Source organism: Rhizobium sp. CFBP 13644 (genome assembly GCF_014842165.1).
GTDB lineage: Bacteria > Pseudomonadota > Alphaproteobacteria > Rhizobiales > Rhizobiaceae > Agrobacterium > Agrobacterium tumefaciens_C.
This window is the reverse complement of sequence record NZ_JACYVF010000002.1, coordinates 129632-145517: the sequence shown is the minus strand read 5'-3', so window position 1 is coordinate 145517 and position 15886 is coordinate 129632. Positions and strand designations below refer to the sequence as shown.

The following is a 15886-nucleotide window of genomic DNA, read 5'->3' as shown; positions in this document are numbered from 1 at the left end:
GTTAATGGTAAAGAATTTGTTGACTTTGAGTTGTTAAAACATCGTCAAGCCCGATGCGTATCTCGCAATCGAAATGAAATTCGAGAGAAACGAAAGACTGCCGATGAAAAAGCTGATCCTTTCCCACATTCGCAAATTTGGCTGCATGGCATTTGCGGGCATCGCAATCGCTTTTGCGCCATCACCTGCCAATGCTGATGCAGGTTTCCGCCAGTGGATCAACCAGTTCTATGCCACCGCCGCCAAGGAAGGCATTAGCAAATCCACCTACCAGAAGGCATTCGCAGGCGTGACCGAGCCTGACCCGGACGCCCTGCGCAAGGCAACCTTCCAGCCGGAATTCACCACCAAGATATGGGATTACGTCGATAGCCGCGTCAACCCGTATACGGTGCGCATTGGCCGTGAAATGAAGATGAAGCACGCCACGACCCTCAACTGGATCGAGCGTAACTTCAAGGTGGACAAGCACGTCATCCTCGCTATCTGGTCGATGGAGTCCAATTATGGTGCAGTTCTGGAAAAGCCGGAACGCCTGCACAACATTCCACAGGCGCTGGCAACCCTTGCCTATTCCGACCCCAAGCGTGGCAAGTTTGCCCGTAACCAGCTGATTGCGGCACTGAAAATTCTGCAGGCCGGTGATGTGACGCCAAAGCAACTGACCGGTTCATGGGCCGGTGCCATGGGCCACACCCAGTTCATTCCCACCAGCTACCTGCTCTATGCAGTGGACGCAGACGGCAATGGCAAGCGCGACATCTGGCACTCCATTCCCGATGCTTTGGCAACCGCTGCCAACCTTCTGGCCAAGAACGGCTGGGAGCCGGCCCGCACCTGGGGCTATGAGGCGGTCGTTCCCAATGGTGGCGGGCGTTATGAAGGTCAGACAAAGACCATGGGCGAGTGGCAGAAGCTGGGCTTTGCCCGCCCAAGCGGCAAGGGCTTCCCCCGTGCCTCAGACCGCGCCACGCTGAAGATGCAGGGCGGTGCCAACGGCCCCGGCTTCCTGATGACGAAGAACTTCTTCACCATCAAGCGATACAATTCATCTGATAGCTACGCGCTGGCAGTTGGCCTTCTGGCCGATGAAATTGCCGGCACCGGCGGCATGCAGCAGCGCTGGCCGCGCCCTGATAATACGCTGGACGTGAAGGAAAAGTTCGAATTGCAGACCCGCATGAAAGAGCTTGGCTATTATGATGGCGAAGTCGACGGCAACTTCGGGTCCGGCTCCAAGGCCGCCATCAGCGCGATCCAGAAACGCATGGGCATGGAAAATGATGGCGAGCCCTCACGCCTGTTGCTGCGCGCGCTGCGCAATTGACAGCGCTTGCGGACGGCACCAGAATTAGAAGAACATAATACGTAAAGAACCGTCCGGGAGTTCAAGGCCGTGGTGAGAATGAACACAGGCAATTTTAAACGCATGACGCGGCGCATAGGTGCCGTGTTTCTGGCGTTTGTCATCAGCCTGCCTGTGTCGGTTCCTTACGCGCAAGCACAGGAGCAGCGTGAGCGCCGCACCCTGTTTGAAATGATGTTTGGCAGCCCCAACAGGCGCGATGAACGAACATATGAGCAGGAACGCAGACAGCCGCCGCCGGAAAGAACGAGACGTCCGCCGCCAGCCGCCCGCGATAACCGCGCCGTGACGCGCCCAGCCGCCCCGCGCAAGACGCCATCCGTGGTGCAGATGCGAACCGCAAAGCCCGGCCCCGTGGCCAAGGCTGAAAATGCGCGCCGCGTTCTGGTCATTGGTGATTTTCTGGCTGGCAATATGGGCGAAGGCCTTGTTTCCAGCTTCCAGAGTTCGCCCGCCATTACCGTGGATGTCCGCTCCAACGGATCATCCGGCCTTGTGCGCACGGATTACTACGACTGGTTTGCCAATCTTCCACAATTCATCAAGGAAACCAGCCCCGCCACCATCGTCATCATGCTGGGCTCCAACGACCGCCAGATGATGGTGATGGGCGACACCAAGGAAAAATACGGCACCGATGCCTGGCTGAAAGAATATGAGCGCCGCATCGATGCGCTGATTGCCATCGCCAATCGCCAAAAGGTGCCCGTGCTCTGGGTGGGTCTCCCCGCTTTCCAGTCGCCCTCGCTGACCGCCGATTTCGTCAGCTTCAACCGCCTTTACCGCAGCCACATTGAAAAGGCTGGCGGCGAGTTCGTTGATGTGTGGGATGGTTTCGTGGACGAAGCCGGCATGTTCGTAACGACAGGCTACGACGTCAACGGCCAGCAAGCGCGTCTGCGTGAAGCAGACGGCATCGGCATGACGCAAGCCGGAAAACAGAAGCTCGCCTTCTATGTCGAAAAATTCGTGCGCCGCCATCTGGATGGTGCAAGCCCTGACCTGACAACGCTCGATGGCAGCAACCTGCCTGCCCTCACCTCTCTGCCAGCCCTTGGCATAGACGCCCAACAGGTCCGCACCCAGCCCATCAGCCTGACCGACCCAGACCTCGACGGCGGCGACGTGCTCTTGGGCGATAAACCCGCCACCAAACTCTCCATCACCGAATCCCCCCGTGAAAAACTCACAAAACGCGGCCTGATGGACGCAGCACCGCTGGGCCGCGTGGATGATTACCGCATGCCCGCACCGGCTGAGACGGCGGCGAAGTAGGCGTCGACGTTCATCGCCAAGGCCATAGTCAAAGCCGGATCGATGAGCTTTTGTCGTTGAGTTATACGGGGCGAACAAGCTGCTGAAGTATACTGTTGGCCCTAAACGGAAATAGTATTCTCCAAGAGAACTTGCAAACGACGGTGTGGGACGCCATCAGTCTACTGCTGGAACATATGTGGTACCAGAGACATGCAAAGGTCAGGGCTTGCAAACATTTTACAACATACTTAACTGCAATAGGGACCGATAAACTCCAGAACATGTTTGGCTGGAATGGCGGAATTCGCCTTTTCGACTCCACCCTCGTGTTGGGTTTCAAAAGAGTTGACTATAACTCCCAGACATAGTCCTGCCTCGTCCAAGACAGGGCCACCACTATTTCCTGGTGCGACTACATTTGAAATTATCAGCCGATCCTCGCCATGGTATGTGTTGACAATAGCGTTTAGTTCGCCGCTGTGGGCCAAGAGGTAAGACGAGTCAGTCGTGGCAATACGCGGGTAGCCGAGAGTGATGGTCCGCGTGAGCACCAATGGGTACCCGACCGGGAAAATTGGAGCGATGGCATCATTGCATTCAACTTCTAGAAGCGCCAGGTCGAGCTTAGGATGCAAGATCCAATTACCACTGACAGGATTGAAGGTGCTACCGTTAGGCTCGTTTAGCCCAATAAAAGTTATGCCATCTTCGGGGTCGACGTTATGCTTTGCGGTAACAATTACGCATTTTCGTCTATCGACTCTGTTGGTCACCAGAAACCCTGTCCCAGTATATTCATCCTCACCTCGTCTGACGTACACAGCGGGAACGCTGCTGCGGTATTTGCGCGCGACATAGCTGGCTCCAAAGAGAATGTTATCGACGACACGCAAATCATTGAACACCCCAATTCTGCCTTGCTCCCAACTATAATTTACGTAAGCATGGCTCCCAAACATGGTGTGATCAACGACAAGCCCCCATTCGATCAGACGCCGTAATAGAGGCATCACAACGGCGCTACTAATCCCTTCGCCGTCTCCGCATGCATATAAAAGATGCAAGAAATCCTGAGATTGGAAGTGGCCCATTTCTAGCAACGATTTCCGGGCCTCAAAATTCGGCAGCCCGCTTGAGTTCCTATTGACAAACTCGCGATACGAATCAGGCTGTGCGGCCAACTCTAGGAGCTTCATTAAAGCCCCACAGTCCTTCGGCGGGTTAGCACCTATCTCATCAAGCAGCCTAGCGACCATCAGTTTTAATACTCGTCTCTTCGATTGTCATGACCAGATGCTACAGTTCTAGACACCAAGCGTCATTACGTTCACGCCGCACTGCAACGAAAAATAAACAGCTTTGCAAAGGGTCGCACGGATGGCGATATGACGTCGACGCAAGGCGTGAGGACGACAGCTATTGCCTCAATGCGACCTTACCCGCTTCACGGCGATTGACGCTCAATAGCCCAGTTCGGCATTCTCCACCCAAGGTGGATCAGCACACCGCATACCATCATCCTATCAATAACAACTCACCAACAAAAAGCCTCCGAAAGGCAAACCTTCGGAGGCTCAATGTCACATTCGCTCCAGCCTCAGCTCGGCAACAGCGTCTCGCCCATCAGGGCTTCATCGATGGCACGGGCGGCCTGGCGGCCTTCGCGGATGGCCCAGACGACAAGGGACTGGCCGCGGCGCACGTCGCCGGCTACCCAGAGCTTGTCGACCGAGGTCTTGTAGTCGCGGTCATTGGCGACGACGTTGGTGGAGCCGCGGCGGTCGGTGTTGAGCGTCAGTTTGCCGTCCAGTTCCTTCAGAACGCTGTCTGTGAACGGGCCGGAGAAGCCGATGGCGATGAAGGCGAGATCGGCCTTGATGATGAATTCCGTGCCGGCAATCGGCTTGCGGCGGTCATCCACCTGGCAGCACTTCACACCGGTCAGCACGCCATCTTCGTCACCCACGAATTCCAGCGTTGCCACCTGAAACTCACGGGCGGCACCTTCGGCCTGGCTGGAGGATGTGCGCATCTTGGTTGCCCAGTAGGGCCAGACGGCCAGCTTGTCTTCCTTTTCAGGAGGCATGGGGCGAATGTCGAGCTGGGTCACCTTGACCGCGCCCTGGCGGAACGCCGTGCCGACGCAGTCCGACGCCGTATCGCCACCGCCGACCACGACGACGTGCTTGCCACCGGCCAGAATGGGATCGGAAGGCCAACCCACGCTGTCGATGTTTTCGCGACCAACGCGGCGGTTCTGCTGCACGAGATACGGCATGGCATCGTGCACGCCGTGAAACTCGGTGCCGCCGATACCGGCTGGACGCGGGGTTTCCGAGCCGCCGCAATAGAGCACGGCATCATGCTCAGCCGTCAGCGTTTCAACGGTGACATCCACGCCGACATTGACGCCATAATGGAAGGTGACGCCCTCGCCCTTGATCTGCTCGACGCGGCGATCGATGAAGTTCTTCTCCATCTTGAAATCGGGAATGCCATAGCGCAGCAAACCGCCCGCCTTGGTTTCGCGCTCATAGACATGCACTTCATGGCCAGCACGCCCCAGCTGCTGGGCAGCAGCCAGACCCGATGGGCCGGAGCCGATGATCGCAACCTTCTTGCCGGTGTGGACCGTGGCGGGCTTTGGCACGATGAAGCCAAGCTCATAGGCCTTGTCGGCAATGGCCTGTTCCACGGTCTTGATGGCAACCGGTGCATCTTCAAGGTTTAGCGTGCAGGCTTCTTCGCACGGTGCGGGACAGACACGGCCCGTAAACTCCGGAAAATTGTTGGTGGAGTGGAGGTTGCGGATCGCCTCTTCCCAGTTGTTGTTATAGACCAGATCGTTCCAGTCGGGGATCTGGTTATGAACAGGGCAACCGGTTGGGCCGTGGCAATAGGGAATGCCACAGTCCATGCAGCGCGCCGCCTGCTTCTGCACCTCTGGGTCCGACATGGGAATGGTGAATTCCCGGAAATGGCGAATACGGTCCGACGCTGGCTGATACTTGCCAACCTGACGGTCTATTTCCAGAAAACCTGTAACCTTGCCCATGTTATATCCTCACATCAAAGCAGGGCACCCGTCGGGCCCCAGTACTTCCAAGCGCCGCCCACGGCTGCTCCCAGTACGATGAACTCAAGTCTGATCTCGCCGCTCGTCCAGTGGATCGCCGTGGGAACGGCGACCGCGATCAACAGCGAGATCAGTCGGTGTAGCGACTTCACGCGTCGGATTACTCCGCAGCCACGCCCATTTTCATCCGTTCCATATCCTCAAGCGCACGGCGATATTCGACCGGCATGACCTTGCGGAATTTCGGGCGGAACTCGCTCCAGCGGTCAAGAATGTCCTTGGCGCGGTTGGAGTTTGTGTAATGGAAGTGGTTGGAGATCATCTGGTAGAGGCGCTCCTCGTCGTGGCGGGTCATGTCTTCGGAAACGTCCACACGTCCCTTGTGCATGAGATCGCCACCGTGATGGTGCAGCTTTTCCAGCATGTCGTCTTCTTCCGGCACCGGTTCCAGCTCAACCATGGCCATGTTGCAGCGCTTGGCGAAATCGCCCTGCTCATCCAGAACATAGGCCACGCCGCCAGACATGCCGGCTGCGAAGTTGCGTCCGGTTTCACCCAGAACAACGACAATGCCGCCGGTCATATATTCGCAACCATGGTCACCCACGCCTTCGACAACGGCAAGGGCACCGGAGTTGCGAACGGCGAAGCGTTCACCCGCCACACCACGGAAATAGCACTCGCCGGTGATGGCGCCGTAAAGAACCGTATTGCCGACGATGATCGAGTTTTCGGCCACGATGCGGGCATTTTCCGGCGGACGCACGATGATGCGACCACCCGAGAGACCCTTGCCGACATAGTCGTTACCGTCGCCCACCAGATCAAAGGTGATGCCACGTGCGAGGAACGCGCCGAAGGACTGGCCAGCCGTGCCGCGAAGAAGCACGTGGATGGTATCGTCCTTCAGGCCCTTATGGCCCCAACGCTTGGCAAGCGCGCCCGAGAGCATGGCACCGGCAGAGCGGTCGACATTCTTGATCGGCACTTCGAAAACCACAGGTTCGCGGTTTTCAAGCGATGGCATGGACTTCTCGATCAGCTTGCGGTCGAGAATATCGTCGATCGGGTGCTTCTGGCGCTCTGTCCAGTAGGTCGCTTCCTTCGGCGCATCGACCTTGTGGAAGATGCGGCTGAAATCGAGACCCTTGGCCTTCCAGTGGGCCAGCATCTCATCCTTTTCGAGCAGTTCGGAAGCGCCGATGATCTCATCCAGCTTGGACACGCCAAGGGATGCCAAGATTTCGCGCACTTCTTCGGCGACGAAGAAGAAGTAGTTGATGACGTGCTCAGGCGCACCCTTGAAGCGCTTGCGCAAAACCGGGTCCTGCGTGGCAACGCCCACAGGGCAGGTGTTGAGGTGGCACTTGCGCATCATGATGCAACCGGCAGCAATCAGCGGAGCCGTTGCGAAACCGAATTCATCTGCGCCCAAGAGAGCGCCGATGATGACATCGCGGCCCGTCTTCAAGCCGCCATCCACCTGCAGTGCGATGCGTGAACGAAGGCCGTTCATGACCAGCGTCTGCTGCGTTTCAGCAAGGCCGATTTCCCATGGGGAACCGGCATGCTTGAGCGATGTGAGCGGCGACGCGCCCGTGCCGCCATCAAAACCTGACACGGTGATGTGGTCCGCACGTGCCTTGGCAACACCGGCGGCAACCGTGCCGACGCCGACTTCAGACACGAGCTTCACGGAAACATCGGCTTCCGGGTTGACGTTCTTCAGGTCGTAGATCAGCTGCGCCAGATCTTCGATGGAATAGATATCGTGGTGCGGCGGTGGCGAGATAAGGCCGACGCCCGGTGTGGAGTGGCGGGTCTTGGCAACCGTGGCATCCACCTTGTGGCCGGGCAGCTGGCCGCCTTCGCCGGGCTTGGCACCCTGCGCAACCTTGATCTGCAGCATATCGGCATTGACGAGATATTCCGTCGTCACACCGAAGCGGCCAGAGGCGATCTGCTTGATGGCAGAACGTTCCGGGTTCGGTTGGCCATTGAGCAGCGGCAGGTAACGGTCGGATTCTTCGCCGCCCTCACCCGTGTTGGACTTGCCGCCAATGCGGTTCATGGCAATGGCAAGCGTGGTGTGTGCTTCACGGCTGATGGAGCCGAAGGACATGGCGCCGGTGGAGAAACGCTTGACGATCTCAACCGCTGGCTCGACCTCATCGATGGAGATCGGCTTGCGGCCCAAAGCTTCCGCACCCTTGACCTTGAACAGGCCGCGAATGGTGTTCATCCGCAGGTTCGTCTCGTTCACCATTTCGGCGAATTCGCGGTAACGCTCCTGGCTGTTGCCACGCACGGCGTGCTGCAGGGTGGCAACCGCATCCGGGCTCCAGGCATGGCTTTCGCCACGCATGCGGTAGGCATATTCGCCGCCAATATCCAGCGTGCTGGCGAGGATCGGGTCCTTGCCGAACGCATCCTTGTGGCGCGATACGGTTTCCTCGGCAATCTCCGTCAGGCCAACGCCTTCAATCTGCGTGGCTGTGCCGAAGAAATACTGCTCGATGAACTCAGAAGACAGGCCGATGGCATCGAAAATCTGCGCACCGCAATAGGACTGGTAGGTGGAAATGCCCATCTTGGACATAACCTTGAGAATGCCCTTACCGACCGCCTTGATGTAGCGATAAACCACTTCGTCTTCGGACACTTCCTTTGGAAATGCATTGTGCTTGTGCATGTCCAGCAGCGTATCGAAGGCGAGATAGGGGTTGATAGCCTCGGCACCATACCCTGCCAGAAGGCAGAAATGGTGGATTTCGCGCGGCTCGCCGGTTTCGACCACGAGGCCGACCGAGGTGCGCAGACCCTTGCGGATGAGGTGGTGGTGGACGGCAGCCGTTGCCAGCAACGCGGGAATAGCGATGCGATCCGGCCCGACCTGACGGTCTGACAGAACGATGATGTTATAGCCACCACGAACGGCGGATTCTGCACGCTCGCACAGACGGTCCAGCATTTCAGGCATGCCTTCGGCACCACGCTCCACATCATAGGTGAAGTCGAGCGTCTTGGTGTCGAAACGGTCTTCCGTGTGACCGATGGAGCGGATCTTTTCCAGATCGCCATTGGTCAGGATCGGCTGGCGCACTTCCAGACGCTTGGCACGCGCTGCACCCTCATGGTCCAGAATGTTCGGACGCGGGCCGATGAAGGAAACAAGGCTCATCACCAGCTCTTCACGGATCGGGTCGATCGGCGGGTTGGTAACCTGCGCGAAGTTCTGCTTGAAATAGGTGTAGAGCAGCTTGGACTTGGACGACATGGCCGAAATCGGCGTATCCGTGCCCATGGAGCCGATGGCTTCCTGACCGGTTGTGGCCATCGGAGACATCAAAAGCTTGGTGTCTTCGCTGGTGTAACCAAAGGCCTGCTGACGGTCGAGCAGCGACACGTCACGACGCAGAGCGCGAGGCTCGACGGGCTTCAGGTCTTCGAGGATCAGCTGGGTACGATCAAGCCATGTGCGGTAAGGATGCTTGGTCGCCAGTTCGCGCTTCACATCCTCATCGGAAATGATCGCGCCCTTTTCCATGTCGATCAGCAGCATCTTACCGGGCTGCAAACGCCACTTCTTGATGATGCGCTCTTCCGGCACCGGCAATGTGCCAGCTTCAGACGCCATGATGATGCGGTCGTCATCGGTCACGAGATAACGAGCAGGCCGCAGACCGTTACGGTCGAGTGTCGCTCCGATCTGCTTGCCATCGGTGAAGGCAACGGCAGCCGGGCCATCCCATGGCTCCATGAGAGCGGCGTGATATTCGTAAAATGCCTTGCGCTCAGGCGACATGGACTGGTTGCCAGCCCATGCTTCCGGGATCAGCATCATCACGGCATGCGCCATGGAGTAGCCACCACGCACGAGGAATTCGAGCGCGTTGTCGAAGCAGGCAGTGTCCGACTGTCCCTCATAGGAAATCGGCCAGAGCTTGGAAATGTCCTCACCAAACAGCGGCGATGCGACGGAAGCCTGACGCGCCGCCATCCAGTTGACGTTGCCGCGCAACGTGTTGATTTCGCCGTTATGGGCAACCATGCGGTACGGGTGCGCCAGCTTCCAGGATGGGAAAGTGTTGGTGGAGAAGCGCTGGTGCACGAGAGCGACGGCACTTTCAAAGCGCGGATCGGCCAAGTCCTTGTAATAGGCACCAACCTGATAGGCCAGGAACATGCCCTTGTAGACGATGGTCGAGGAGGACAGCGAAACCGGATAGAAATCCTGCGCTTCCTTGCCACCGCCAGCATTGTAGATGGTGTTCGAAATGACCTTGCGGATCAAAAACAGCTGACGCTCGAAATCCGCATTGGTGGCGGCATTGCGGCCAGCACCGATGAAGACCTGCACGTGGTGCGGCTCGGTTGCGGCAATATCAGGTGCTTCAGACAGCGAGGAGTTGTCGACAGGCACATCGCGGAAGCCGATGAACTGCTGTCCAGCTTCAGCCACCACATCGATGATGACCTTCTTGTAGTGCTCGATCTGGGCCGCATCGCGCGACATGAAGATATGTCCGACAGCGTATTCGCCAGCCTTGGGCAGCGTGATGCCCTGAAGCGCCATTTCCTCACGGAAGAACTTGTCGGGGATCTGCACCAGAATGCCCGCGCCATCGCCCATCAGGGGATCGGCACCAACAGCACCGCGGTGAGTGAGGTTTTCGAGGATGAACAGGCCGTCCTTGACGATCTGGTGCGACTTCTGGCCCTTCATGTGGGCAACGAAGCCCACGCCGCAGGCATCATGCTCGTTGCGCGGGTCATAAAGACCCTGCTTTGGAGGAAGACCGCCAATGGTCGCGCGTGCCGCAGCCTTGGGCTCGGCACTCGTCGGACAGTCATTGGTTACGGCAGCAGTGGCGTTTTCGCCGTCCAGCTTCATCGTCATGTTTCATCCCTCCTGCAACACGTTGCATGGCTTCACGCAGAGAGGCGGACGGTCTGCCTCGCCCCATTTCTGGATAGTGGCATCGCGTCCGCTTGTCAATTTAGGACAGCATTGCTGTCTCAATTCTGATTGGATTTTGACAGAAACATCCTTGCTCTGCAAGTCCACCCTAACAAATTATAAACCCGCAAAATGACGTTTCGTGTCTCGGGGGTCGAATTCGACGCAATTTTATTCCGGCGACAGGGCGAAATCGTTGCTTTCATTACCGGATTTGCCTTCCGCAAAATATGCCCATAAAACGACTATCTCTTGGCCTACCAAGGCACCGCAGCCATCATCAACTCATCGAAAGTGCAGACCCATGTTTTTTGCTTCCGACAATTGGGCAGGTGCCCATCCCGCCATCAACGAGCGGCTGATGAAGGAATCCACGCGTTTTGCCGCCGCCTACGGCACGAGTGAGCTGGACCGGGCCATCGAGAAACGCTTCAACGAAATCTTCGAGCGCGAAGTGGCCGTGTTCTTCGTGGGCACGGGCACCGCTGCCAATTCTCTGGCCATGGCCAGTGTTGCGCGACCCGGCGGCATCGCATTTTGCCACTCCGAAGCGCATGTGATCGAGGATGAATGCGGCGCTCCCGTCTATTTCTCCAATGCCTCGCGCCTGATGCCGGTTGCCGGACCGAACGGAAAGATGCTGCCGAAAAACCTTGAAGCCGCCATTGGCCGCTTCCCGCCCGGCTCCATCCATCAGGGCCAGCCCATGCTGGTCACGCTGACGCAGGCCACCGAACAGGGCACGATTTACGAGCTTGACGAAATCCAGGCGATCTCTGACATTGCTAAAAAAGCCGGTGTGCCGTTGCACATGGATGGCGCACGCTTTGCCAATGCACTGACGGCGCTCGACACCACACCTGCTGAAATGACCTGGAAGCGTGGCGTCGATATTCTGTCCTTCGGGGCAACGAAAAACGGCTGCTGGTGCGCGGAAGCCATCGTCTATATGGATCCGAAAACGGCAGAAGACCTGCCCTTCATTCGCAAGCGTTCCGCCCAGCTTTTCTCCAAGACGCGCTTCATGGCGGCGCAGTTCGATGCCTATTTTGCTAATGATCTCTGGCTGGAACTGGCAGCCCATGCCAACGCCATGGCTACCCGCCTGCGCGAGGGCCTGTCGGCATCCAACAGTGCACGTCTGGCGTGGCAGACCCAGTCGAACGAATTGTTCGTGGTGCTGAACAAGGACAAGGCGAAGGCGGCAAAGGATGCCGGTGCCAGCTTCTACGACTGGCCCGTGCCCCACGACATGCCGGAACCGGTGGGCGAAAACGAACAACTCATCCGCCTCGTCACAAGCTTTGCGACGCTTGAGAACGACGTGGATGACTTCCTGCGCATCTGCGGGACTGCTTGACGCTTAAAGAGAGCTTCCCGGCACCATGCCCTTCGCCATGACCAGCCGGGAAAGCGCCTCGACCAGCTCCGCATCGGCGCCCTTGCGCGGCTGGAGGACGAATTCCACGTCTTCCAGCGCAGGCAACGCGCCCTTGGGCAATTCGCGCAACCCCGACGGGGCCATGCTGCGCGGCTGAACGAGAACGCCCATTCCCGCACGCGCCGCCGCCGTCAGCCCGCTCAGGCTGCCGCAGGTGCAGACGATGCGCCATGAAACGCCAGCGCGATCCAGAGCCTCCTGCGCGGCTTTTCTCGTGATGCTGGGTGGCGGAAAGGCAATCAACGGAAGCGCGCTGTCTCGGCCCAGAACGGCCTCAGGGTCCCGCGCCAGCCACACCAGCGGTTCGCGGTAGAGAAAATGGCCGAGCTGATCTCCCAGCCGCCGTTTGGCCAGCACCACATCCAACTCGCCATTATCCTGCATCTCATAGAGCACGCCGCTCAGTGCCACCGTCAGCTCCAGATCAACAAGCGGATAAAGCCGGGTGAATTCTTCGAGAATGACGGTGAGCCGACTGGCGACGAAATCCTCGGACACACCAAGGCGCAGACGCCCGCGCAGCCTGCTTTCGCCGAACAAAGCCGCCACCTTGCTGTTGATATCGAGCATGTTGCGCGCATACCCCAGAAGCGCCTCACCCTCCGGCGTCAGCCTCACGCGGTGGGTATCGCGGGCGATCAGGCGCTGCCCGAGCGATACTTCCAACCGCTGAATATGCTGGCTGAGTGTGGACTGACCGATGCCCAGCCGTTCTGCGGCCTGGGTAAAATTCATCGTCTGTTCCAGCGCGACGAAGCTGGCCAGATGTTGCAGGTTAAGCATGGTTATCCTGAAATGTGATAACTGTTAGTCTTTGCATCTTAAATCATGATGAGCGATAATGCCGCAATATTCAATGCACATTCAAAGAAACGAAAGCTTGCCCTCATGAGCCGCTTCCTGCCCGACCGTTTCACCATGATGCTGGTCGCCACCGTCATCCTCGCCTCCCTGCTGCCGATCAGCGGCGAATGGGCGGATTACTTCGGCATCGCCACCAAATGTGCAATCGCTCTGCTGTTTTTCCTGCATGGGGCCAGATTGTCCCGGGATGTGGTGATTGCGGGTGTGCTGCACTGGCGGCTGCATCTTGTCATCCTGCTCGTGACATTCGGCCTGTTTCCACTGCTGGGCGTAGCGCTGGGCTATATCCCGCGAGATATTCTGCCAGCACCGCTCTATATGGGCGTGCTGTTCCTCTGCGTTCTGCCCTCCACCGTCCAATCCTCCATTGCTTTCACCTCAATGGCCGGCGGCAATGTGCCCGCGGCCGTTTGCGCGGCATCGGCGTCCAACATTCTCGGGATGTTCCTTACTCCGGCGCTCGTCGGCTTTCTGTTTACCGTGGGCGGCCACGGCGGCGGCTTCTCGCTTGATGCCTTCCTCCAGATTTTCCTCCAGCTTCTGCTTCCCTTCATTCTTGGCCAGTGCCTGCAGCCCTGGATCGGCGACTGGATCCGCGCCCGCAAGTCCCTTCTCGCGCCCGTCGATCGTGGCTCCATCCTGATGGTCGTCTATCTCGCCTTCAGCGACGCTGTCGTCGAAGGCATCTGGCAGCAGTTCACTCTTCGTGACATCGGCGTGGTCATTGCTGTCGATATTGTGCTTTTGACCGCCGTATTGCTCATCACCATGTTTGGAAGCCGCCTCATGGGCTTCAAGAAGGAAGACGAGATAACGATCACCTTCTGCGGCTCGAAGAAAAGCCTCGCAAGCGGCGTACCCATGGCAGGCGCGATTTTCGCTGGCCAAAGCATCGGCGCAATCGTCCTGCCACTGATGCTGTTCCACCAGATCCAGCTGATGGCCTGCGCGGCGATTGCCCAACGCTATGCGCGCAGAGCAAAGACCATTGAAAAGCCGGCATCTACAAAAGCGAATGCCCTGCCCGCACAAACAAAAACGGCCCCATGAAAGGGGCCGTCCGTAACATTGGAATGTGGGATTAGTTGACCTGCGCTGGCGTGATCTGCGCCTCGATCTGCCGTGGCTCATCCGAAACGTCTGAAACAATTGCGATACGGCGCGGCTTCATGGCTTCTGGAATATTGCGGTAAAGATCGATGTGCAGCAGGCCGTTTTTCAGAGAAGCGTTCTGCACTTCCACGTGGTCGGCCATCTGGAAGCGACGCTCGAAAGCACGCTTGGCAATTCCGCGATAGAGAAACTCGCCTTCGCTCTCCTTGGTCTCATCGGCCTTTTCAGCCTTGACCGTCAGAACATTGGCGCGGGATTCGATGCTGAGTTCGCTCTCATCGAAACCGGCCACCGCCATGGTGATGCGGTAGTTGTTCTCGCCGGTCCGCTCGATGTTGTAGGGCGGATAGGCTTGCGCCTGCTCCGGCTGGCCAAGACCATCGAGCATGGAGAAAAGACGGTCGAAACCGACTGTGGAGCGGTAAAGAGGGGAAAAATCAACGTGACGCATGGTGTCCTCCTAGGAAGCGACTGTTTGCGATAAGGCCTCATCCCATTCTGGCGATGAGTGACCCGGGTAACGGCCCCGTTCTGGCGACCGTAACCAAGAGATGGGAAGGGCCTGCGAGAAGTTCAAGAGCTTTTTTAGCCCCGCTTCACATGTGAACTTCATCTGAACGGGCAATTCTGAAAACGTTCATTTTACCTACGCTAAACAAGCGACATCGGAGGCTTTCTCCGGCGGCAGGAGGATAACGTCCCTTCTTCTTCTGTCATATTGGCCGGAACCGCGACTGCTAAGCCCGACGGTTCCGGCAACTTTTCCTGTGACGCGCATGTTTTCCTTTGACGCAAATGGGCGCGCCACTTATCCCGTTCTGAAACACCTCTTCAGTGCCAAGTCGGAAACCACCCCATGACCGAAGCCACATTGCACGCGACCAAGGGCAACCCCGTGCCCGACAATCACATCGTGGGCACGTTTACCGGTCATAAGAACAAGAAGCTGCGCTACGCGATCTTTCGCTCCAGCCATTCCGTGGCACGCGGCACCATCGTTCTCCTGCATGGCCGCAATGAGTGCATCGAAAAATACTTCGAGACCATCAATGACCTGACCGCCAAGGGCTTCTGGGTCGCCACCTTCGATACGCGTGGCCAGGGCGGTTCCGAGCGTTTGCTGAAGAACGTCCATGCCGGATATGTCCGCCGTTTTTCCGATTATCAGAAGGATATTTCGCTGTTTCTGGAGCAGGTTGTGCTGCCCGATGCGCGCCTGCCTTTCTTCCTGTTGGCCCATTCCACCGGCGGGCTTGCAGCCCTTTCCATGGCACCTGCCCTATCCAACCGCATAGAGCGCATGGTGCTCAGTGCCCCTTTCATTGGCTTGAGCGGACAATCCATGCCGGGCTGGTTCATCAAGGCTGTCGTCACGACGCTGAGCCTCCTAGGCCTTGGCGGCGTGCAGGTGGGCAAGGATCATCGCGCGCGGTCTTTCGAAGACAATCCGCTCACCTCAGATCCTGTGAGATTTGCCCGCAATGCGGCTATCGGCACCGAGCATCCAGAGCTTTTCATAGGCGCACCAACCGCACGCTGGCTGTATGAAGCGTTAAAGACAATGCCGCGTGTGACCCGGCAGGAGCATCTGACCAAGGTCACCGTGCCGACGCTTTTGCTCGCACCCATTCGCGATAGCATCACGCCCTATGCGGCGCAGGAAGAGCTCTCCCGCAACTTCCGTGCCGCGCAACTGATACCGGTAACGGGCGCGCGCCACGAGCTGTTTCTGGAGCGCGATGTCTACCGCCGCCAGGCGCTGGCAGCGATCGACACGTTTTTCGCGCCCGTTGAATAAAGCACGCAGCG

11 protein-coding genes are annotated in these 15886 nt (G+C 58.0%); 5 read left to right on the top strand and 6 right to left on the bottom strand.

The window, feature by feature from the left end; all coding sequences use genetic code 11:
* The first annotated feature begins 103 nt into the window (after positions 1-103).
* Complete coding sequence (locus IFT53_RS05715) at positions 104-1327, top strand: lytic murein transglycosylase (protein ID WP_192067169.1); 1224 nt, start codon at positions 104-106, stop codon at positions 1325-1327.
* 102 nt (positions 1328-1429) lie between these two features.
* Positions 1430-2641 carry an SGNH/GDSL hydrolase family protein gene (locus tag IFT53_RS05710; RefSeq protein ID WP_244656397.1) on the top strand — a complete coding sequence of 404 codons (1212 nt, stop codon included), beginning with the start codon at positions 1430-1432 and terminating at the stop codon, positions 2639-2641.
* 230 nt (positions 2642-2871) lie between these two features.
* On the opposite strand, the gene IFT53_RS05705 is transcribed toward IFT53_RS05710, so the two are convergent.
* The 4 genes from IFT53_RS05705 to gltB form a co-directional block, all read right to left on the bottom strand.
* Entirely contained in the window at positions 2872-3879 is a 1008-nt protein-coding gene (locus tag IFT53_RS05705) for a S1 family peptidase (RefSeq protein ID WP_192067167.1), read from the bottom strand.
* 341 nt (positions 3880-4220) lie between these two features.
* Positions 4221-5678, bottom strand: coding sequence for a glutamate synthase subunit beta (locus tag IFT53_RS05700; protein WP_192067166.1), 1458 nt, complete (start codon positions 5676-5678; stop codon positions 4221-4223).
* A 14-nt stretch (positions 5679-5692) separates the two neighbouring features.
* Positions 5693-5851, bottom strand: a complete 159-nt coding sequence (locus IFT53_RS05695) for a hypothetical protein (protein WP_192067209.1) — start codon at positions 5849-5851, stop codon at positions 5693-5695.
* A gap of 8 nt (positions 5852-5859) precedes the next feature.
* Positions 5860-10599 (bottom strand): glutamate synthase large subunit, encoded by a 4740-nt coding sequence (gene gltB, locus IFT53_RS05690; protein ID WP_192067164.1) that lies wholly within the window; start codon positions 10597-10599, stop codon positions 5860-5862.
* Between the two features lie 364 nt (positions 10600-10963).
* On the opposite strand from gltB, the gene IFT53_RS05685 reads away from it, so the two are divergent.
* The gene (locus tag IFT53_RS05685) at positions 10964-12019 is read left to right on the top strand and encodes a threonine aldolase family protein (RefSeq protein WP_042617576.1); all 1056 of its coding nucleotides are present in this window, start codon (positions 10964-10966) and stop codon (positions 12017-12019) included.
* Between the two features lie 3 nt (positions 12020-12022).
* Here IFT53_RS05685 and IFT53_RS05680 read toward each other — a convergent pair whose 3' ends face one another.
* Positions 12023-12883, bottom strand: a complete 861-nt coding sequence (locus IFT53_RS05680) for a LysR substrate-binding domain-containing protein (RefSeq protein ID WP_192067163.1) — start codon at positions 12881-12883, stop codon at positions 12023-12025.
* 105 nt (positions 12884-12988) lie between these two features.
* Here IFT53_RS05680 and IFT53_RS05675 point away from each other — a divergent pair, with 105 nt between their 5' ends.
* The gene (locus IFT53_RS05675; RefSeq protein WP_192067161.1) at positions 12989-14014 is read left to right on the top strand and encodes a bile acid:sodium symporter family protein; all 1026 of its coding nucleotides are present in this window, start codon (positions 12989-12991) and stop codon (positions 14012-14014) included.
* Between the two features lie 31 nt (positions 14015-14045).
* Here the strand turns inward: IFT53_RS05675 and IFT53_RS05670 are convergent, their stop codons facing one another.
* On the bottom strand, positions 14046-14528 hold the full coding sequence (locus tag IFT53_RS05670; protein WP_192067159.1) for an Hsp20 family protein: 483 nt from the start codon (positions 14526-14528) through the stop codon (positions 14046-14048).
* A 405-nt stretch (positions 14529-14933) separates the two neighbouring features.
* Here IFT53_RS05670 and IFT53_RS05665 point away from each other — a divergent pair, with 405 nt between their 5' ends.
* Positions 14934-15875, top strand: a complete 942-nt coding sequence (locus IFT53_RS05665; RefSeq protein WP_192067158.1) for an alpha/beta fold hydrolase — start codon at positions 14934-14936, stop codon at positions 15873-15875.
* The last annotated feature ends 11 nt before the right edge of the window (positions 15876-15886 follow it).